Source organism: Mycobacterium sp. ENV421 (assembly GCF_002887815.1).
Classification (GTDB): domain Bacteria; phylum Actinomycetota; class Actinomycetes; order Mycobacteriales; family Mycobacteriaceae; genus Mycobacterium.
On record NZ_PDHO01000013.1, the window covers coordinates 34,310 to 53,991 of the forward strand.

At 68.9% G+C, this 19,682-nt stretch carries 16 protein-coding genes and 1 pseudogene; 8 read left to right on the plus strand and 9 right to left on the minus strand.

Going from position 1 to position 19,682, the window contains the following annotated elements:
• The first annotated feature begins 55 nt into the window (after nt 1-55).
• Together CRM90_RS16630 and CRM90_RS16635 are read left to right on the plus strand one after the other, a co-directional pair.
• Complete coding sequence (locus tag CRM90_RS16630; protein WP_233209364.1) at nt 56-751, plus strand: DUF5642 family protein; 696 nt, start codon at nt 56-58, stop codon at nt 749-751.
• A 19-nt stretch (nt 752-770) separates the two neighbouring features.
• Nucleotides 771-1,430 (plus strand): DUF5642 family protein, encoded by a 660-nt coding sequence (locus CRM90_RS16635; RefSeq protein ID WP_102808060.1) that lies wholly within the window; start codon nt 771-773, stop codon nt 1,428-1,430.
• 2 nt (nt 1,431-1,432) lie between these two features.
• On the opposite strand, the gene CRM90_RS16640 is transcribed toward CRM90_RS16635, so the two are convergent.
• Nucleotides 1,433-2,029: an alpha-ketoglutarate-dependent dioxygenase AlkB gene (locus CRM90_RS16640; protein WP_199189925.1), complete on the minus strand. Its 597-nt coding sequence runs from the start codon at nt 2,027-2,029 to the stop codon at nt 1,433-1,435.
• A gap of 45 nt (nt 2,030-2,074) precedes the next feature.
• Nucleotides 2,075-2,506, minus strand: a complete 432-nt coding sequence (gene soxR / locus CRM90_RS16645) for a redox-sensitive transcriptional activator SoxR (protein ID WP_102808062.1) — start codon at nt 2,504-2,506, stop codon at nt 2,075-2,077.
• A gap of 47 nt (nt 2,507-2,553) precedes the next feature.
• Here soxR and arcA point away from each other — a divergent pair, with 47 nt between their 5' ends.
• From arcA to CRM90_RS16665, 4 genes are read left to right on the plus strand one after another with little or no spacing between them, the layout of a single operon-like run.
• Nucleotides 2,554-3,759 carry an arginine deiminase gene (gene arcA, locus CRM90_RS16650; RefSeq protein WP_102808142.1) on the plus strand — a complete coding sequence of 402 codons (1,206 nt, stop codon included), beginning with the start codon at nt 2,554-2,556 and terminating at the stop codon, nt 3,757-3,759.
• Nucleotides 3,732-5,210, plus strand: coding sequence for an aldehyde dehydrogenase (locus CRM90_RS16655; protein ID WP_102808063.1), 1,479 nt, complete (start codon nt 3,732-3,734; stop codon nt 5,208-5,210). The genes arcA and CRM90_RS16655 overlap by 28 nt, the downstream gene beginning before the upstream one ends.
• Nucleotides 5,207-6,949 carry a flavin-containing monooxygenase gene (locus CRM90_RS16660; protein ID WP_102808064.1) on the plus strand — a complete coding sequence of 581 codons (1,743 nt, stop codon included), beginning with the start codon at nt 5,207-5,209 and terminating at the stop codon, nt 6,947-6,949. The genes CRM90_RS16655 and CRM90_RS16660 overlap by 4 nt, the downstream gene beginning before the upstream one ends.
• Nucleotides 6,949-8,514, plus strand: a complete 1,566-nt coding sequence (locus CRM90_RS16665) for a flavin-containing monooxygenase (protein ID WP_102808065.1) — start codon at nt 6,949-6,951, stop codon at nt 8,512-8,514. Before CRM90_RS16660 ends, CRM90_RS16665 begins: the two co-directional genes overlap by 1 nt.
• Here the strand turns inward: CRM90_RS16665 and CRM90_RS16670 are convergent.
• Both CRM90_RS16670 and CRM90_RS16675 read right to left on the minus strand, forming a co-directional pair.
• Nucleotides 8,454-10,741, minus strand: a pseudogene (locus CRM90_RS16670) (CaiB/BaiF CoA-transferase family protein). The gene CRM90_RS16665 and the pseudogene CRM90_RS16670 sit on opposite strands and share 61 nt — an antisense overlap.
• Before the next feature lie 8 nt (nt 10,742-10,749).
• Entirely contained in the window at nt 10,750-11,901 is a 1,152-nt protein-coding gene (locus tag CRM90_RS16675) for an NDMA-dependent alcohol dehydrogenase (protein ID WP_102808066.1), read from the minus strand.
• Nucleotides 11,902-11,991: 90 nt separating this feature from the next.
• On the opposite strand from CRM90_RS16675, the gene CRM90_RS16680 reads away from it, so the two are divergent.
• Complete coding sequence (locus tag CRM90_RS16680; RefSeq protein WP_102808067.1) at nt 11,992-12,918, plus strand: LLM class F420-dependent oxidoreductase; 927 nt, start codon at nt 11,992-11,994, stop codon at nt 12,916-12,918.
• A gap of 51 nt (nt 12,919-12,969) precedes the next feature.
• Here the strand turns inward: CRM90_RS16680 and CRM90_RS16685 are convergent, their stop codons facing one another.
• Both CRM90_RS16685 and CRM90_RS16690 read right to left on the minus strand, forming a co-directional pair.
• Entirely contained in the window at nt 12,970-13,821 is an 852-nt protein-coding gene (locus CRM90_RS16685; protein WP_102808068.1) for a type IV toxin-antitoxin system AbiEi family antitoxin, read from the minus strand.
• Between the two features lie 117 nt (nt 13,822-13,938).
• Complete coding sequence (locus CRM90_RS16690; RefSeq protein ID WP_102808069.1) at nt 13,939-15,489, minus strand: dolichyl-phosphate-mannose--protein mannosyltransferase; 1,551 nt, start codon at nt 15,487-15,489, stop codon at nt 13,939-13,941.
• Between the two features lie 25 nt (nt 15,490-15,514).
• Between CRM90_RS16690 and rsmI the strand changes: the two genes are divergently transcribed.
• The gene (gene rsmI / locus CRM90_RS16695) at nt 15,515-16,354 is read left to right on the plus strand and encodes a 16S rRNA (cytidine(1402)-2'-O)-methyltransferase (RefSeq protein ID WP_102808070.1); all 840 of its coding nucleotides are present in this window, start codon (nt 15,515-15,517) and stop codon (nt 16,352-16,354) included.
• Here the strand turns inward: rsmI and CRM90_RS16700 are convergent.
• The 3 genes from CRM90_RS16700 to CRM90_RS16710 are packed head-to-tail and all read right to left on the minus strand — an operon-like array spanning nt 16,321 to nt 19,658.
• Complete coding sequence (locus CRM90_RS16700) at nt 16,321-17,556, minus strand: aminodeoxychorismate synthase component I (protein WP_102808143.1); 1,236 nt, start codon at nt 17,554-17,556, stop codon at nt 16,321-16,323. The two genes, rsmI and CRM90_RS16700, sit on opposite strands and share 34 nt — an antisense overlap.
• Nucleotides 17,557-17,595: 39 nt before the next feature.
• Entirely contained in the window at nt 17,596-18,489 is an 894-nt protein-coding gene (locus tag CRM90_RS16705; protein ID WP_102808071.1) for an RNA polymerase sigma-70 factor, read from the minus strand.
• The gene (locus CRM90_RS16710; protein ID WP_102808072.1) at nt 18,486-19,658 is read right to left on the minus strand and encodes an NAD(P)/FAD-dependent oxidoreductase; all 1,173 of its coding nucleotides are present in this window, start codon (nt 19,656-19,658) and stop codon (nt 18,486-18,488) included. The genes CRM90_RS16705 and CRM90_RS16710 overlap by 4 nt, the downstream gene beginning before the upstream one ends.
• Nucleotides 19,659-19,682: the final 24 nt, after the last annotated feature.

The following is a 19,682-nucleotide window of genomic DNA, read 5'->3' on the forward strand; positions in this document are numbered from 1 at the left end:
AGGTTAGCCCGCGAGGCACGCGCATCAGCCCAACGATCAGTGGTATCAAAGCCCCGTGCGGCGGCTGATCGTCTGCCTGACGACGACATTGTGCCTGGGGACGGGCCTCGGTCTGGCGGCGTGCGCGAAGCCCACTCCGGCGCCGCCGCCGTCGTCGTCCACATCGACGTCGGCGCCCGGCGCGGGTGTGATCAACCCGGCCAACATCAAACGCATCCGATCGTTGCTGCCGGCCGGCTACGAGATCGCCGACCTGGCGGGGCCGGTGAGCGCTGCGGGCATGTGGGGCTTCGGATCCGGGTGGACGGCAGCCCCGGCGCAGTGCGCGGCGCTGGCGGACCCGGCGCCCGCCGATCCCGGCGCCCGTGGCTACTCGGCGTCGGGGGCGGGCGGGACCGTCTACGTCGTCGTCGCGGTGCCCGCCCAGCCGGCGCCGGATGACGCGGTGATCGGTGACTGCGCCCGGTGGACGATGACGTTCGCGCACACGACCGGTGACGTGACCCTGGCGCGGGCGTCCGAAGCGCCCAGCATCGACGGTGTCCGGACCGTCGCGATGACCGTCATCACCCGCACCGTCGTCGAGTCCGGCACCGAGACCGACGGGCAGGCCGTCACCGCGCAGGCCTACGCCGACGGCCACGTCGTCTACGTCACCCTGGTCACCGATCCCGGATCACCGCATCCGGCACTGGATTCGGATTCCGTCGGCGATCTTCTGGTCGCGACGGTCACTGCTCTACGCGGCTGAGGCAGGTACATTGACCACGATGGTGAAACCCGGCGCGTTCGTCGCAGTGCTGTGCGCCGGCCTGGTGGTGGCGTGTTCATCGGGCGCACCGGCCGAACCGAAGGCCGATATCGCCAAGGTGACGACGCTGAAGTCGAGCTTCGGTCCGGACTTCACGGTTTCCGAGGTCGCCAAGACCGGAATCGAGCCGCAGGTGCTGGCCGGCCAGAAACTGCCCGACGGCCTGACCTTCGATCCGCCGTCCTGTGCGAAGTACGCCACCGGGCAACTCGTACCGCAGGGCACCCAGGGCAACATGGCCGCGGTGTCGGCCGAGGGTCAGGGCAACCGCTTCATCGTGATCGCCGTCGAAACCGACTCGGCGGTGCCGGTGACCGAACCCGGGCCGGACTGCCGCAAGGTCACCTTCACCGGTAGCGCGCTGCGCGGGTTGGTCGAGTCGGTCGAGGCGCCCACGATCGACGGCACCAAGACGCTGGGCGTCCATCGGGTGCTGCAGGCGGTGGTCAACAACCAGGCGCGCACCGGCGAGACGTACAACTTCTCCGCCCATTTCGGGGTCTATCAGGTGATCGTGAGCGCCAACCCGCTGGTCCTGCCCGACAAGCCGGTCGTGCCGGTGAACACCGGGCGGGCCCGCGATCTCCTGGTCGCCGCCGTCAACGCGGTCCGGGGCTGACCTCAGCGCACGTCGCGCGGCCGGAACTGGATGCTGATCCGCGGTCCTTTCGGCAGCGCGGTCTTGGGAACGGCGTGCTCCCAGGTGCGTTGGCATGAACCACCCATCACCAGAAGGTCGCCGTGGTGCTGGGGAAGCCGCAGCGACTGACCGCCGCCGCGGGGTCGCAGCGCGAACACCCGGGTGGCGCCGAGGCTGACGATCGCCACCATGGTGTCCTCGGTGCTGCTGCGGCCGATCGTGTCGCCGTGCCAGGCCACGCTGTCGGCGCCGTCGCGGTACAGGCACAGCCCGGCACTGGTGAACGGCTCACCCAATTCGCCGGCGTAGACGTCGTTGAGGCGACGGCGCAGCTTTGTGATGGCGGGGTTCGGCGGCGGTTCGGTCAGCAGGTCGTGGAAGCTCACCAGGCGCGGAACGTCGAGGACCCGGTCATACATCTGCCGTCGTTCGGCGCGCCAGGCGACGTCGTCGAGCAGGGCGTCGAACAACGCGTCGGCATCGTCGACCCAGGCCGAGCGCATGTCGATCCACGCGCCGGCACCGAGCTCGCGGCGCTCGCTGTGCTCGAACAGCGCGCCCTGAACCGGGACAGACACGAGCTCGAGGATATCGCACGTTTGTTCGATGCTGAAGCTTCGAAGCTAGAGTTTCGCCGCCCCGGGGCCGTGTCCGGCGAGGACGTCTTCGGGGTTGGACAGCGCACAGCTGCGCAGGCTCAGGCAACCGCAGCCGATGCAGTCGGCGAGGTTGTCGCGCAACCGCTGCAGATGGCCGATCCGCTCATCGAGGTCGTCGCGCCAGCCCGCCGACAGCCGCGCCCAGTCGCGGCTGGTGGGAACCCGGTCGGTCGGCAGGGTGGCCAGGGCTTCGCGGACCCGGGCCAGGGGGATGCCGAGGCGCTGGGACATCCGGATGAAGGCCACCCGGCGCAGCGTGTCGCGAGGGTAACGCCGCTGGTTGCCCGACGTTCGGCGGCTGCTGATCAGGCCCTCGCGCTCGTAGAAGTGCAGTGCCGAGATCGCCACTCCGGCTCGCGCCGCGAGCTCGCCGGGCCCCAGTTCGTGCTCGGTCACTCCTCGACGATAGATGAGCTGGCTGCGGTGTTGTTACGGTGCTATTCGTGACTGCCGCCGTACTTGGCTCCAACTCCGAGGTCGGGACGCTGCGAGTCGTCATCCTGCACCGCCCCGGTGCCGAACTGCAGCGGTTGACCCCACGCAACAACGACAAACTGCTGTTCGACGGTCTGCCGTGGGTGGCGCGGGCACAGCAGGAGCACGACGCGTTCGCCGACCTGCTGCGGTCGCGGGGCGTGGAAGTGCTGTTGCTGTCCGAACTGCTGACCGAGGCGCTCAACAGCGGGGCGGCCAGGATGCAGGGCATCGCCGCTGCCGTCGATGCGCGCCGCCTGGGATTGCCTCTGGCGCAGGAACTTTCAGCCTACCTGCGCAGCTTGGAGCCGGCGGCGCTGGCGCATGTGCTGATGGCGGGCATGACCTTCACCGAATTGCCCTCGGGCGCAACGTCGGACATGTCGCTGGTCCGGCTGATGCATCACGGCGGCGACTTCGTCATCGAGCCGCTGCCGAACCTGTTGTTCACCCGCGACTCGTCGTTCTGGATAGGTCCTCGGGTGGCGATCACCTCGCTAGCCCTGCCCGCGCGGATGCGCGAAACCTCACTCACCGACCTCATCTACGCCCATCACCCACGTTTCCTCGGTGTGCGCCGCGCCTACGAATCGCACACGGCGCCGGTGGAAGGCGGTGACGTGCTGCTGCTCTCGCCCGGCGTGGTGGCCGTCGGAGTCGGGGAGCGCACCACCCCGGCGGGCGCGGAAGCATTGGCGCGCAGCCTGTTCGACGACGGATTGGCCCACACGGTGCTGGCCGTCCCGATCGCCCAGGAGCGAGCGCAGATGCACCTGGACACCGTCTGCACGATGGTGGACGTCGACGCGGTGGTGATGTACCCGGCGATCAGTGACTCGCTGTCGGCGTTCACCATCAAACGCACACCCGACGGGGTGAAGATCCTGGACGAGGTGCCGTTCGTGAAGGCGGCCGCCGACGCGATGGGAACTGCGCTGCGGGTCATCGACACCGGGCTGGACCCGGTGACCGCCGAACGCGAGCAGTGGGACGACGGCAACAACACCCTCGCGGTGGCCCCCGGCGTCGTCGTCGCCTACGAACGCAACACCGAAACCAATGCCCGGCTGCAGGATTCGGGTATCGAAGTGCTGCCGATCGCCGCCTCCGAGCTCGGCACCGGCCGCGGTGGTCCGCGCTGCATGTCATGTCCGGTGGCCCGGGACCCGCTGTGACCGATCTGCTGATCGACGGGAAGCTGGTCCCCGGCGGGGCGGGCACGTTCAGCACCGTCAATCCGGCCACCGAGGAGCAGATCGGGCCGGCGGCCGACGCCGACAACGCGGACATGGACCGCGCGATCACCGCCGCGCGCGCCGCGTTCGACCACAGCGACTGGACCCGCGATGTGGCGCTGCGGGTGCATTGCCTGCGCCAGTTGCGTGCGGCACTGATCGCCGAGATCGAGGAACTGCGTTCGATCACCGTCGCCGAGGTGGGCGCCCCGGTGACCTTCACGTACGGCTCACACCTCGAAGGCCCGGTCAACGATCTGGCGTTCCCCGCCGACACCGCCGAAAGATTTTCGTGGAAAACCGATCTCGGGGTGGCATCCCCGATGGGTATCGCGACGCAGCGCTGGCTGGTCCGTGAGCCGTACGGGGTCGTCGGCGCGATCACGCCGTTCAACTTCCCGCATCAGATCAACCTCGCCAAGCTGGGGCCGGCCTTGGCGGCAGGCAATACCGTGGTCCTCAAGCCCGCTCCCGAGACCCCGTGGTGCGCCGCCCACATCGGCCGGATCATCGCCGAGCACACCGACTTCCCGCCGGGCGTGGTCAACGTCGTGACCGCCGCCGATCCCGGTCTGGGTGCGCAGCTGTGCCGGGACGCCCGGGTGGACGTGGTGTCGTTCACCGGGTCGACGGCCACCGGCGCCGCGGTGACGGCCGCCGCGGCCGACAACATCACCAAGGTCTTCCTCGAACTCGGCGGCAAGTCGGCGTTCATCGTGCTCGACGACGCCGACCTGGGCCGGGCGTGCGGCGCGGCGGCTGTCGCGGTGTCCCGGCACGCCGGCCAGGGCTGTGCGTTCACCACCCGTCTGCTGGTGCCGCGCAACCGATACGACGAGGCCGTGGACGCGGCCGCCGATGCGATGGGCGGTATCGCGGTCGGCGACCCGACCGATCCCGCGACGGTGTGCGGTCCGCTGATCTCGGCGCGTCAGCGTGACCGTGTGCAGGGCTATCTGGATCTGGCGTTGGACGAGGGCGGCTCGTTCGCCTGCGGCGGACGCCGTCCTGGCGCACTGGACCGCGGATACTTCATCGCTCCCACGGTGATTCGGGGCCTCGACAATTCGGCCCGGGTGGCGCGTGAGGAGATCTTCGGCCCGGTGTTGGTGGTGCTGGCCCATGACGGTGACGACGACGCGGTCGCCATCGCCAACGACTCGCCCTATGGGCTGTCCGCGGCGGTGTGGAGTTCGGACCCGCAGCGGGCGACCTCGGTGGCGGCGCGGCTGCGGACCGGAACGGTCAGTGTCAATGGGGGAGTGTGGTATTCGGCCGACACCCCGTTCGGCGGCTACAAGCAGTCGGGCAACGGCCGTGAGATGGGGGTGGCCGGCTTCGCCGAGTACCTCGAGACCAAAGTGATCGCCACCGCGGTGGGGACGGCGTGACCGGGCTGCCGTTCGATCCCGACGCGCTGCGCGCCCGTTATGCCCGGGAGCGCGAGATCCGGTTGCGCCCCGACGGTATCGGTCAGTACGTCGAGGTGGCCGGTGACTTCGCCGGCTTCGCCTCCGACCCGTGGTCCGGTGCGCCCGAACCCCGCGAGCCGGTCACCGACGAGGTCGATGTCGCGATCATCGGCGCCGGGTTCGGCGGTCTGCTGACCGGTGCCCGGTTGCGGGAACTCGGCGTCGCCGACATCCGGCTGATCGACAAGGCGGCCGACGTCGGTGGCACCTGGTACTGGAACCGATACCCCGGCATCGCCTGCGATGTCGAGTCCTACGTCTACATGCCGCTGTTGGAGGAGGTCGACTATCTGCCGACCGAGAAGTACGCCAAGGGCCCGGAGATCTTCGAGCACTGCCGGCGCATCGCCGAGCATTACGACCTCTATCGCGATGCCCTGTTGCACACCGAGGTCCGGCAGATCCGCTGGGACGAGCGCAGCGAGCGGTGGATCGTGGAGACCGATCGCGGTGATGCGATCCGCGCCCGGTTCGTCTCGATGGCGAACGGCTACCTGCAGAAGCCGAAACTACCCGGCATCCCGGGCATCGCGTCGTTCGCGGGTCACACCTTCCACACCAGCCGGTGGGACTACGAGTACACCGGGCGGGACCTGGAACTGCTGGCCGACAAGCGGATCGGGATCATCGGTACGGGTGCCACGGCCGTGCAGTGCGTTCCGCACCTGGCGCGTGCCGCCGGTCATCTCTCGGTGTTCCAGCGCACACCGTCGTCGGTCGACGTCCGCGCCAACCGGCCCACCGACGCACAATGGGCCGCCACACTGACACCCGGCTGGCAGCGGCGTCGCATCGAGAACTTCCAGCAGCTCACCGCCGGCGGCGACGCCGACGAGGACCTGGTGGCCGACGCGTGGACCAGCATCGTCAAGACGCTGCTGGTGATGCGGGACGGCGAGCTGGCCGACTTCGCGAAGATGGAGGAGGTCCGCGCGCGTGTCGACGCGACCGTCGCCGATCCGGCCACCGCCGAGGCGCTCAAACCGTGGTACGGCTACTTCTGCAAACGCCCGTGCTTCCACGACGACTACCTGGCAACGTTCAACCGCCCCAACGTGACTCTGGTCGACACCCACGGCCGCGGCGTAGAGCGCATCACCGAACGCGGTGTCGTGGTCGACGCTGTCGAGCACGAACTCGACTGCCTGATCTTCGCGACCGGATTCGAGGTGGGCACCGAGTACGCGCGGCGCACCGGGTTCGAGGTGCTCGGCCGGGACGGGATCACGCTGACCGACAAGTGGCGTGACGGCGTCCGGACGCTGCACGGTCTGATGGTGGCCGGCTTTCCCAACCTCTTCGTCGAAAGCATCGCGCAGTCCGGCTTCACGGTGAACTTCCCCTACCTGCTCGACGTCCAGGCCACCCATGTCGGATGGATCATCGCCGAGAGCCTGGCGCGCACCGTGACCCGCGTCGAATCGACGGCGGCCGCCGAGGACAACTGGGTGGACATCGTGGTGGGCAGATCCGCGGGGACCGCTGACCGCGCCAGGAACTGCACCCCGGGGTACTACAACCGGGAGGGCATGGCCAACGCCACCACTCGGCAGGGCAGCTTCTTCTACGGCACCCCAACCGAATACGCCGACATCCTGGCCGCGTGGCGGCAGGACGGCACGCTCGACGGGCTCGAGATCTCTCGAGGTGGTCTCTGATGACAGCTCGGTACCTGACGGGCCGACTGCGGGCAGCGGTGCGGCACCGGTCACCGCGGGTGGCGATCATCGGCGCCGGGTTCGGCGGGCTGGCCGCCGCAGTCGCGTTGCGGCGCATCGGCGTCGACGACATCGCGATCATCGAACGCTGCGACGGAGTCGGCGGCACCTGGCGGCTGAACACCTATCCCGGTGCGGCGTGCGACATCCAGAGCCACCTCTACTCGCTGTCGTTCGCACCCAACCGGAACTGGAGCCGCACCTACGCCCGGCAGCCCGAGATCCTGGCCTACCTGGAGTCGGTGGCCAGGGACTTCGATCTGGAACGGCACCTGCTGACCGGCACCGCGGTGCGGAGCATGCGCTGGAACGAACGAGCGCAACAGTGGCATCTCGACCTCGAATCGGTCGGTACCGGAAGCGGATTCGCGTTCTCGGCCGACGTGGTGATCCATGCTGTCGGCCTGTTCGGCGAGCCCAAGCTGCCCGACATCGACGGGCTGACCGACTTCGGCGGGTCGATCATGCACACCGCGCGATGGGATCCGCGCGCCGACGTCACCGGCTGCCGGGTGGCGGTCATCGGCACGGGAGCCAGTGCGGTGCAGGTCGTTCCGGAACTGGCCAGGGACGCCGCCGAGCTGACGGTCTTCCAGCGCACACCGCCGTGGATGGTGCCCAAGGACGATCGCGCGTTCACCGCCGGCGAGCTCGACCGCTTCCGGCGTATCCCCTGGGCCGGGCGCCGCGAACGGTGGCGGCTGTGGAAGGAGCAGCACGACAACACCGCGTTGCGACTCGACGACCCCCGGGTGACCGGGCGGCAGGGTATTGCCGAAGAGTTCCTGCGCCGCAACGTCACCGACGAACAGCTCCGCGAGGCGCTCACCCCGGACTACCCGTTCCGCTGCAAGCGGGTGCTGCTCGGTGGCGACTACTACGCCGCGCTGCAGCAGGACAACGTGTCTTTGGTGACCGAACCCGTCGAGAAGGTCACCGAGGACGCGGTGTGCACCGCCTCATCGACCACCGAGGCCGACGTCATCGTGCTGGCCACCGGGTTCCAGACCAGCCGCTACCTCGCCGGCATCGAGGTCGTCGGCGTCGGAGGGCAGTCGCTGCACGAGCGTTGGGGCGAGGACCCCAGCGCCTACCTCGGTGTCGCGGTCAGCGGTTTCCCGAATTTCCTGATGCTGTACGGGCCCAACACCAATCAGGGCGGCAACTCGATCGTGTACATCCTGGAGGCGGGGGCCCGGCTGGCCGCCGACGCGGTGGCGCGGCTACGCCGCACGGGCGGCACGCTGGAGGTGGACCCGGAAGCCGAGCGGCGATTCAACGACGAGATCTCCGCCGAACTCGAACAGACGGTGTGGACGCAGTGCGGCAGCTATTTTCGCTCAGCCGGTGGTCGCATCGTCACGCAATGGCCATACACCGAAATCGAATACGCCCGCCGCACGTGGCGGTTGAAGCCCGGCGACTGGATTCACCGGACGGACGGTCACAGTCCCCGCGGCCAGGACCCGATCACGTCGTCGGCCGCCAGGCGAGCCAGGTCCTGATCCGTCAATCCCAGTGCACCGCCGAGGATGTCCGCGTTGTGCTGTCCCAGCAGCGGAGCCGCCGCAGCGACGAAGTGCCCGGTGACCGGCGGCCGCGGGTAGGGCAGTGGTCCGCACAGCGGGTGTGACGCCGTCTGGAAGAACCCACGTGCCTGCAGCGAGGGGTTGTCGATCACATCGGGCGGCTGCAGAACGGGTGCCGCGGGTATCCCGGCGGCAAGCAATGTTGCGACGGCCTCGTCTCGGGGTCGGGTCGCAAGCCACTCGGCGAGATGGCCGTCGATGAGGTCGCCCGCCTCGGCCGTGTAACTCACGCCGTGAGCCCAGTTCGGTTGGCCGAGAAGCGCTGTGAGCGCGGCCCAGTCGGCATCGTGGCGGATGCTGACCGCCGCCCACTGGTCACGCCCGGCGCAGGCGTAGACGTTTTGCACGGCGAACTCGTGCCCGCGATTGCCCCGGCGGGTCAGCAGCACACCCGCGGCGTCGCGCTCGATCACCTGCAGCGCACTGGCATTGAGCACCACGTCGATCATCGGCACCTCGATCAGTTGCCCCTGACCGGTGCGCCGGCGGTGCTCCAGGGCGGCGAGGGTGAGGAACGCGGCGTGCACTCCGGCCAGCGGGTCGCACGCACCGCGCGGGGCGGTCGGCAGGCCGTCAGGATAGCCGGTGATCCAGGCCAGCCCCGCAAGCTGCTCCATCGTCATCGCGAAGCCCACCCGGTCGCGCCACGGGCCGTCGAGCCCGAACCCGGGCATGCGAACCTCGATGATCTGCTCGTTGAACCGGCGCAGCGCCTCGTACCCCAGCCCGAAGTTCTCCATCACCCGGGGCGTGAAATTCTCGATCACCACGTCGGCCTCGGCGACCATCCGACCGAAAAGTGCTCTGCCATACTCGGATTCCAGATCCAGGGTCACCGAGCGCTTGCCGGAGTTGACGCCGTGAAAGACCCAGCTGTACTCCCACCACCGCTCGACGTCCGCACGGAACCCGCCGGCGAAGCGCATCCCGTCCGGGCGTTGCACCGACTCGACCTTGACCACGTCGGCACCCAGCATCGCCAGCAGGTGAGTGGCGGCCGGGCCGGCCCAGAACGCGGTCAGGTCCACGATCCGGACACCGTCGAGCGGCAGGCCCGCGCGGTCCGGCTTGTCCCGTGGCGTCCAGTCGGCCACGGTGTCACCGACAGCGGGAGGCAACGCCGGCGGCAGTGGCGGCGTGCGACTCATCCGCCACGGCGGCCCCGGCGCGCGGAATCCGGCGGGATGATCGAGGAACGACTTCCGCGCGACGAAATGATCCATCCCGGAGAGTGTTTCACCGTTGCCGATGGCCGCCATCGGGATGCGGAACAACTCGGCCAGCTCGACTATCTCCGCGACGGTGTGCGTGGCGAACCAGTCGCCGATGCGGGCCCGGATGAGGTCGCGCTGTTCCCAGCGGCCCACCTGGAAACGCAACTCGGGAACGTCGGCCAGGTCGGGGCATTCGACCATCGCGCAGAAGTCCTGCCACTGCTGGCCGGTGGCCATCGAGATTCCGACGTAGCCGTCCTTGGCGCGTTCCACCGACGGCACCTCGGTGGAGCGGCCGACGACCTCGAGAAGCATCAGTTCTTTACGCAGCCAGGAGAACACCTGCATCGACGTGGTCATCGCTTCCAGCACCGACATGTCGAAGCTGCCGCCAGAGCGGTGCGCGGCGAGCGCGAAGAACGCGGCGTAGCTACCGGCGATGAACTCACCCAGGTCGCCGCCGACGGCGATCGGCGGCCGGTCCGGCTCTCCCCGTGACCCGGTCGAGCCACACCAGGCTTGCATGGTGAATTCGGTGGCCGGCAGTTCTGCCCACGGGCCTTCCCAGCCGAAGTTCGACACCGTGACCACCGGTGTTGTGCAGCAGGCGATCTCGTTCGCGCTCAGGCCCAGCGCGGCGGCCTGCTGCGGGGTGGCACCGAGGATGACGATGTCGGCGGAAGCCAGCAGCGCGGCGGTGACCGACGGTACGGCGATGCTGTGTTTGCCGCCGGCCAGGAACGAGAAGAACGGGCTGTCGCCCTCGGACGGTGCGACACCGACTGGTCGGTACCGGCGCAGTCGGTGACCGGTGGGGGGTTGACCATCACCACCTCGGCGCCGGCGTCGCGCAGCAGCTTGCCGCAGTAGGCGGTGGCGATCCGGTTGCCGATCTCGAGCACCCGGATACCCGACAGGGGAGATGTCACGGGCGCGCTCAAGCGATCCCGAAGTCGATGACGCCGCGAATCAACCGGCCCTGCATCAGGTCGTCGAAGGCGTCGTTGATGTCGTCGAGGCGGTAGCGGGTGGTGATCATCTCGTCGAGGCGCAGCTGTCCCGCGCTGTACATTCTTGCCAGCAGCGGGATTTCGGAACGCGGATTGCACGAGCCGAACACGGTTCCGCACAGGGTCTTGTTCATCAAGACCAGGTCTTGGATGTCCAGGTGGACCGGCAGCGGGCCGGACGGGGCCATACCGGTCAGGACACAGGTGCCGCCCTTGCGGGTGAGCGCCAGCGCGTCGCGCACATCGTCACCGGTGATGTCCGACGGCGCGACAACCACGCAGTCCGCCATCACCCCGCGCGTCAGGTCCCGAACCAGGTCTTTCGCATCGGCCGCCCAGACCGCGGTGTGGGTTGCCCCGAAGTCGACGGCCGACTTGCGTTTGTTCTCAAGGGGATCGACCGCCACGATCGTCGTCGCACCGTTGATCCGGGCGCCCTGGATGGCGGCGGTGCCGATGCCGCCGGCGCCGACCACCACGACGGTGTCTCCGCCGCGCACATTGCCGCGGCGGGCCGCCGAGCCGTACCCGGTCGGGACCGCACACGCCAGCAGAGCAGCGGGCACGAGCGGGATGTCCGGGTCGATCTTCACCAGCGAATCCGCGGCGACGACAGTGTGTTCGGCGAAGGCGCCGATCTTGGAGGTGTGGCCGACGTCGTGCCCGTCGAGGGTGTGGTGGCGAAAGGTGCCGTCGGTCGGCATGCCCGGCGTCAGCACCCCGGCGCCCTTGTCGCACAGGTACTCCATGCCCGACGCGCACCAGCGGCAATGCCCGCACACCGCGACGAAGGAGGTCACGACATGGTCGCCGGGAGCCAGCCCGGTGACGCCGGGACCGACCTCCACGACCACCCCCGAACCCTCGTGACCGCCGATGGTCGGGGGACGCGAGGTCGGGGCATCCCTTGGTCCGGAGGGCGGTGACATGAAGCCGTTGCGGATGTGGTCGTCGGAATGGCACAGCCCGGCGGCGGCCATCTGCACCAGCACCTCGCCGCAGCGCGGGGGGTCGAGTTCGAAATCCTCGACCGACCAGGTGCCGCCGACCTCGCGGACGATCGCGGCGCGGCTTTTCATGGCCCTGACCTTACGGCGCGGTCTATTCCCGGGTTCGCGGAGAGTGAAACGGGGCGCACGCTCCGGTTAGTCGGGGTTACGTTCACAGACGTGGCAATCAAACTTGGACTTCAGATCCCGAACTTCTCCTACGGCACCGGCGTCGCCGAGCTGTTTCCGACCGTGATCGCGCAGGCCGAAGAGGCCGAGGCCACCGGGTTCGACTCGGTCTTCCTTATGGACCACCTCTATCAGCTGCCCGGGCTCGGTGCGCCCGAGGAGCCGATGCTGGAGGCCTATACCGCGCTGGGTGCGCTGGCGACGGCGACGAGCCGGGTTCAGCTCGGCACACTGGTCACCGGCAACACCTACCGCAACCCGGCCCTGCTGGCCAAGGAGATCACCACCCTCGACGTGATCAGCCAGGGCAGGGCGGTCCTGGGCATCGGCACCGGCTGGTTCGAACTCGAGCACGACTCGCTGGGCTACGAGTTCGGCACCTTCACCGACCGGTTCAACAAGCTGCACGAGGCATTGGACATCATCCTGCCGATGCTCAAAGGCGAGCGGGTGACCGTGGACGGCAAGCACTACCAAACCAAAGAGGCGTTCGCCAATCCCCGCTTCCGCGACCACATTCCGCTGATGATCGGCGGGAGCGGCGAGAAGAAGACAATTCCGTTGGCCGCCAAGCACTTCGATCACCTGAACATCATCGCCGGCTTCGACGAGCTGCCGCGCAAGGTCCAGGTGGTCGCCGACGCGTGCGAGAAGATCGGCCGCGACCCCGCCACCTTGGAGACCAGTGTGCTCGCGATCGCGCTCATCGACGAGAACATCACCGCCGACATGATCCCGGACGACTTCAAGCAGCAGGCCGTCTTCGGCAACCCGGAGCAGATCGCCGACCAGATCAAGACCAAGGTGCTCGACGCGGGCGTCGACGGCGTCATCCTGTCCGCAGCGACGATCAACGGGTACAAGCCGGGTGGCGTCGCCGCGGTCGGTGAACTGCTGAAGCCGATGCTGGGGCTCTAACGCCTCGGCGAGATCGACACCATGGCTGTGGACCAGCCGGATTCGCGACCCTCATGCAGATCTCGCCAGTGAGAGTCGCCGGCGGGTGAAAGCGTCGTGCACTCGCCGAAGGATGTAGGCCCGGCTGTGTTCCTTCACCACACGGATGATCAGCCAGCCCATGGCTTCGAGCATGTCGTAGCGACCGATGTCCCGGACGTGTTGGCTGCGATCGGCCTGGTGATGCGCACCCTCGTACTCCAGCCCGATCTTCGGCTCGTCCCAGCCGAGGTCGACGAACGCCGTCGTGTAGCCGTCGGAGACGGGAATCTGAGTTGCGGGGCGAGGGGATCCGGCGTCGATCAACAGCAACCGCAGCCAGGATTCCCGCGGCGACTGGGCGCCCGCGTCGGTCAGCGGCAGGACGGATCGCGCTCGCTGGATTCCTCGCGCGCCGGGGTAGTGGTCGCCAAGCGCGAGTACGTCGCCGGATTCGACGCCGGTGGCCGCGGCGAGTGCGTCGAGGTGGGCGACGGCCTCGCCTCTCGCCAGATGGCGAGCCAGGTCGAGCGCGGTGCGTTCGGGCGTCGTGACGACCACGTCGTCCACCAGCATGAATTCGCCTGAGCCGATGCGTTCCTCGCGCACGACGACGCCGGGCTGGTGGCGGCGGGCACGCCCGATGAGCTCGATCGGGGTGGCCGCCGCGACCCACGACGCCCCGTGCAGAGCGGCCGCCGCACGCCCGGCGATGATGCCGTCCGGCACCCACAGTGCCGCTGCCCGGGTGCGGACGTCGAGGGTGCGTTCGGATCCGTTGGGGATGTACACGTCGGGATGTATTGCGGTGTAGTTCCAGCGCAACTGGCCGCGCGTGAGTAGTCCGCTGGCGAGTGCGGCACTTCCGATGAACGGCGACGACATGCCCGAATGCTGCGGCGCGGGATCAGAACCTACTAGTCAGCACCGCGAAAACGACCTCAGGGCTGTGGAATTCTCGAAATCACGACCGTGGTGTCGATCTCGCCTTGTGGATAGCTTTTAGCGCCAGCTGGGCAGCCAGATCTCCATGTTCCACGTCGCCTGTGAGATCGGTACTCCGGTCAGCACCGGGTACAGCCAGGCGAAGTTGGTGATCACCAGCGCGATGTAGCAGCTCACCGCGATCAGCCCGAGCGTTCGTCGTTCGGCATTCTGGTTTCGCGCATGCAGGATGTCGCCGAGTATCAGCGCGATCGCCATCACCAGGAACGGCGCCATCGGCACCGCGTAGAAGAAGTACATCTGCCGGTCGATGTCGGCGAACCAGGGCAGGAACCCGGCGCCGTAACCGGTGAGGACGACGGCGTAGCGCCAGTCGCGACGGACGAACGCGCGCCACACCGCGTAGAACAGGACCGGCACCGCCAGCCACCACATCGCGGGGGTGCCGACCAGCATCACGGCCTTCACGCAGGAGGCGCTGCCGCAGCCCGGGACGTTCTGGTTGTCGATCGCATACAGCACCGGCCGCAACGACATCGGCCACGTCCACGGTTTGGACTCCCACGGGTGGTGGTTGCCGTTCGCGTTCGTCAGCGTCGCATGGAAGTGAAACGCCTTGTACGTGTAGTGCCACAGCGACCGGATCGCATCCGGCGGCTGATACCACTGCCGCTCGCCGATCGACTGGCCCACCTCGTACCGGTTGACGGCGGTCTCGGAGGAGAACCACCACGCGTACGACGCGAGGTACACCGCGAACGGAATCGCCAGAAACACATAGGCCGTCGGTCCGACGTCGCGGCGGATCGTGCCGAACCACGGCCGCGGCACCCGGTATGCGCGCCGGGCGGCGATGTCGAACGCCAGCGTCATCGCGCCGAAGAACACGATGTAGTACAAACCCGACCACTTGGTCGCCGTCGCCACGCCCAGCAGCACGCCCGCGCCGAAGCGCCACCACCGAACCCCGAGACGAGGACCCCACGGCGTCTCGGCGATGCGGCCCTCGAGCAGCGCGTTGTGCATTCGCTCACGGACCTGGTCGCGGTCGACGATCAGCGCCCCGAACGCCGCGACCACGAAGAAGGTCTGGATGCCGTCGAGCAGCGCGGTGCGTGCCGCGACGAAGCTCACCCCGTCGGCGATCAGCAGCAGCCCGGCCATCGACCCGATCAGCGTGGAGCGACTGATCCGCCGCACGATCCGAACCACCAGCAGGACCAGCAGCACGCCCAACACGGCGCTGGTGAACCGCCAGCCCACCCCGTTGTAGCCGAAGATCGCCTCGCCCAACGCGATCATCTGCTTGCCCACCGGCGGGTGCACCACCAGCCCGAAGCCGGGGTTGTCCTCGACGCCGTAGTTCGACAGCATCTGCCAGGCCTGCGGCGCGTAGTGCTTCTCGTCGAAGATCGGGGTGCCCGCGTCGGTGGGCGAACCCAGGTTCATCAACCGGGTCAGCGCGGCCAGCGCGGTGATGATCGCGGTGGCCACCCAGCCCTCGATGCGGTCGACCGGGCCGAAGTCGGCGACCGGCACCAACGGTCCCGGGCTGATGACGGGCACGTGGCGTTCGTGCACGGCGAGGTCATCGGCTGTCGTGGACATCGCCTGCGATCGTAGGCTGTCGGGCGTGACGACTGGGCGACTGATCCTCGGCGCCACGCCGCTGGGTCAGCCGGGGGACGCGTCGAAACGACTGGTCGACGCCCTCGCGACCGCCGACGTGGTGGCCGCCGAGGACACCCGGCGGGTGCGCTCGCTGGCCCAATCACTGGACGTGCGAATCGCCGGGCGGGTGGTCAGCCTGTTCGACCAGAACGAGGCGGCCCGGGTGCCGGCGCTGCTCGACGAGATCAAGGCGGGCGCCACCGTGTTGGTGGTCAGTGACGCCGGGATGCCGCTGATCAACGATCCCGGCTATCGGATGGTGACCGCGTGTATCGAGGCTGACCTAACCGTCAGCTGTCTGCCCGGCCCGTCGGCGGTCACCACCGCACTGGCGGTCTCCGGCCTGCCGTCGGACCGGTTCTGCTTCGAGGGGTTCGCGCCTCGCAAGCAGTCCGCGCGACGGACCTGGCTGGCCGGCCTGGCCGCTGAGCAACGCACCTGCGTGTTCTTCGAATCACCCCGCCGGCTGGCCGACTGCCTGCGCGACGCGGTCGACGAACTCGGCCCGGACCGGCGGGTGGTGGTGTGCCGTGAGCTGACGAAGGTGCACGAGGAGATCCTTCGCGGCTCGCTGGCCGAGCTCGCGCAGTGGGCGGACGACAAGGTGCTCGGCGAGATCACCGTGGTGCTCGCCCCCGCGGTTCCGACCACCGACCTGCCGACGCTGGTCGCCGAGGTCGAACTGCTGGTCGCCGACGGCATGCGGGTCAAGGACGCCTGTGCGCAGGTGGTCGACACCCATCCGGGTGCACCGGCGAAACGGGAGCTCTACGACGCGGTGCTGCGAGCCCGGGACGCGTAGAGAACCGGCGCGGCCTTGTCGAGGCATTCCTGCCATTCGGCCATCGCATCGGAGTCGGCCGTGATGCCGCCGCCGACGCCGAGCACCGCCCCGCCGGCTGCATCGAACTCGACGGTGCGGATTGCCACGTTCAGTTCGGTGCCCGCGATCGGGGATGCCATTCCCAACGTCCCGCAGTACACGCCGCGACGCCGTGGTTCCCACTGTGAAAGCAGTTGCCGAGCGCGGGTTTTCGGAGTTCCGGTCACCGAAGCCGGGGGGAAGGTCGCGGCCAGCAGTGCGGCGTTGGGGATCTCGGGGCGAACTTTGGCCGCCACCGTCGACACCAGGTGCCACACCCCGGGTGCGGCCCGGACCGTGAGCAGTTCGGCGACGGTGACGGTGCCGGTGTCGGCGGCCCGGCCGAGGTCGTTGCGCACCAGATCCACGATCATGATGTTCTCGGCGACGTCCTTGACCGACGCCCGCAGTTCGTCCGGCGACCGGTGCAAGGGCAGCGTCCCCTTGATCGGACTGGACGCCACGTCGTCGCCGGTACGCCGCAGGAACAGTTCCGGTGACAGCGATGCCACCGCGCCCCAGTCGCCGGCCAGGTAGGCGGCCCGCGCCGGTGTGGTCCGGGTGACGGCGTCGGCGAAGAACTCCAGCGACGAGCCGCGCAGCGTGCCGGTGAACTGTGTGCACACGCAGGCCTGATACACCTCGCCGGCCTCGATCGCCGCCAGGCAGGCCAGCACGCCGTCTTGGTGGCGCGCGAAATCGGGCTTGTCCCAGTCGATGTCGTAAGTCAGCGGCGGGGCCGGGGACGACAAGGCGTCGGCCACCCATCCCGCGATCGGCGCGGCGGAGAGGCTTTCGTGCCACCAGCAGCCGTCGCGGTCCAATCGCAGCACATTGTCGGTCCAGCCGCCGGCCACCTCGGGGATTCGCGGCGGCGCGCCGTCGGCCGTTGCGTCGGGATAGGACAGGTAGCCGATCCAGCCGCCACCGACCGCGTCACCGCGGTGACCAGGCGGCACCGGGAACACCGCTGTGGGCTCGACCGCCCGCACCGAGAGGGTGGGGGCGATCACCGCGCCGGCGCCGAACCAGTCACCGGCCAGAGCGGCGGGTGGCGCCAGTCCGCGCAGACGCGCGCCGGCGGCCACGGCGCGCAGGACCTCGGCGGCGGTGCCGAGGTCCCCGAGCCGGTCGATGCGCATCGCCATAGCCTGACGCCTGCGGTCGGCAGACGCAAAGGATCAGCGGCTGATTTCCCTGCGCACGGTGACGGCGGCCAGCTTGTCCGGGTTGCGCATCGCGTAGAAGTTGGTGATCGTCCCCTCGGTGATCTCCACCAGCATCACCGACTCGGCCTGCTCACCGCGGAAGACGACGATCGCGGGCGCCCCGTTGTAGTTCGCCCCCTCGATCCGGTACTCCGGCGTCGCCTGGCGGAACAGCCCGATGATGAGCCTGGCGACCTTGGCCGGCCCCAGCACCGGCCGGCGGGCGGCGCTGACCTTGCCGTCACTGTCGGAGGTGAACACCACGTCGGGCGCCAGCATGCTCATCAGCCCCTCCAGGTCACCGGTCGCCGCCGCCATCAGGAATTGCGTGGTGATCTGCTCGGACTGTTGCGGGTCCAATGGGGAAAACCGGCGCCGCCTCGAGTGCACATGCTCGCGGGCGCGATGCGCCATCTGCCGCACCGCGGCCGTGGATTTTCCTATCGCATCGGCGATTTCGTCGTGGCTGAAGCCGAACACCTCACGCAGCACGAAGACCGCACGCTCATCGGGAGTCAGCGTCTCGAGCACCACGAGCATCGCCATCGACACCGACTCGGCCAGCACCACGTCGGCGGCCCCGTCGTGCTCGTCGAGCAGCAGCGGTTCAGGCAGCCACGGGCCGACATAGTCCTCCCGGCGGCGGGACTGCGAGCGCAGCGTGTTCAGCGCCTGCCGGGTGACCAGCTGGGCCAGGTACGCCTTGGTGTCCCGAACCTCAGCCAAATCTACTGTCGCCCAACGTAAATAGCTGTCCTGCAACACGTCGTCGGCCTCGGTGGCCGACCCGGTGATCTCGTAGGCGATGGTGAACAGCAGCGGCCGCAGCAGGGTGAACCGGTCGGCGTGCTCGTCGGCCGCTGTCACCGGGTCGCCACCGGCTCGGGAGCGGGGCGCTTGCCGCCGCCCTTGATCCAGAAATAGGAGCCCGGCTTGCGGGCCTCGCGGCGCAGGAAGCCGATGGTGCCCTTGCACACCGCCTCCTTGATCGTCGCGGCCGCGCGGCCGCCGATGTAGAGCGGCAGCGGAACGTCGTTGGTGCGGGCGATCTGAATGGTCGCGCCACCGCGGCCGAGGCTGATGCACTGACCGGTGAACGCTTGGCTGATCGCAGCGGGCTGATCCCCGGCGAGCCGGGCCAGCACGGTGTTGGCGGCCTGGGCGCCCAGCGGGATCGCGGCCTGGCAGCTCATCCGCAGCGGCTGACCTGACGGGGCGGCGGCATCGCCGGCCGCCACGATCCGGTCGCTGTCCACACTGGTCAGGGTTTCGTCGGTGAGCAGTCGTCCGATCGCGTCGGTACGCAGGCCGGAGCGTGTCGCGAGATCGGGGACCCCGAACCCCGCGGTCCAGATCGTCACCGCGCTCGCCAGCCTGCGCCCGTCGGCCAGGGTGACCGCATCCGCGGCCACCGCGGTCACCACGGCCTGCGGTCCGTCGACGATCTCGACGCCGAGCTTGCGCAGCTGCTTGGCCACCGACCGGCGTCCGGGCGTGCTCAGGTAGGGCCCGAGGACCGCTCCGCACACCAGCGTGACCGTGCGGCCCTGCTCGGCCAGTTCGGCAGCGGTCTCAATGCCGGTCGGGCCGGCGCCGACCACACACACCGGGGCACGAGAGTGCAGGTCGGCCAGCGCGGTGGTCAGCCGCTGCGCTTCTTCGAGATCGGCGATGGGATAGGCGAATTCGTCCGCACCCGGCACCGCCGGCCGCGCTGAGCCGCTGCCCACCGCGTAGATCAGGTAGTCGTACGGCACAGGGGGCCCGCTGAACAGTTCGACCTGCCGCGTCTCGGTGTCGATGCGGGTGGCGGCGTCGACCGCCAACTCGATACCGGGGCCGAGGATCTCGGCGTAGTCGACGACTCCATCGTCGGAACCGGTGATCAGCTGGTGCAGCCGGATCCGCTCGACGAAATCGGGCCGCGGGTTCAGCAGGGTGATCTCGACATCGGGTCGTAGCCGCAGATGGTTGGCCGCGATCACTCCGGCGTAGCCGCCACCGATCACCACAACTCGGGCGCGTTGCTCGGTCATCACATCTCTCCTTTGAGGTCGCTT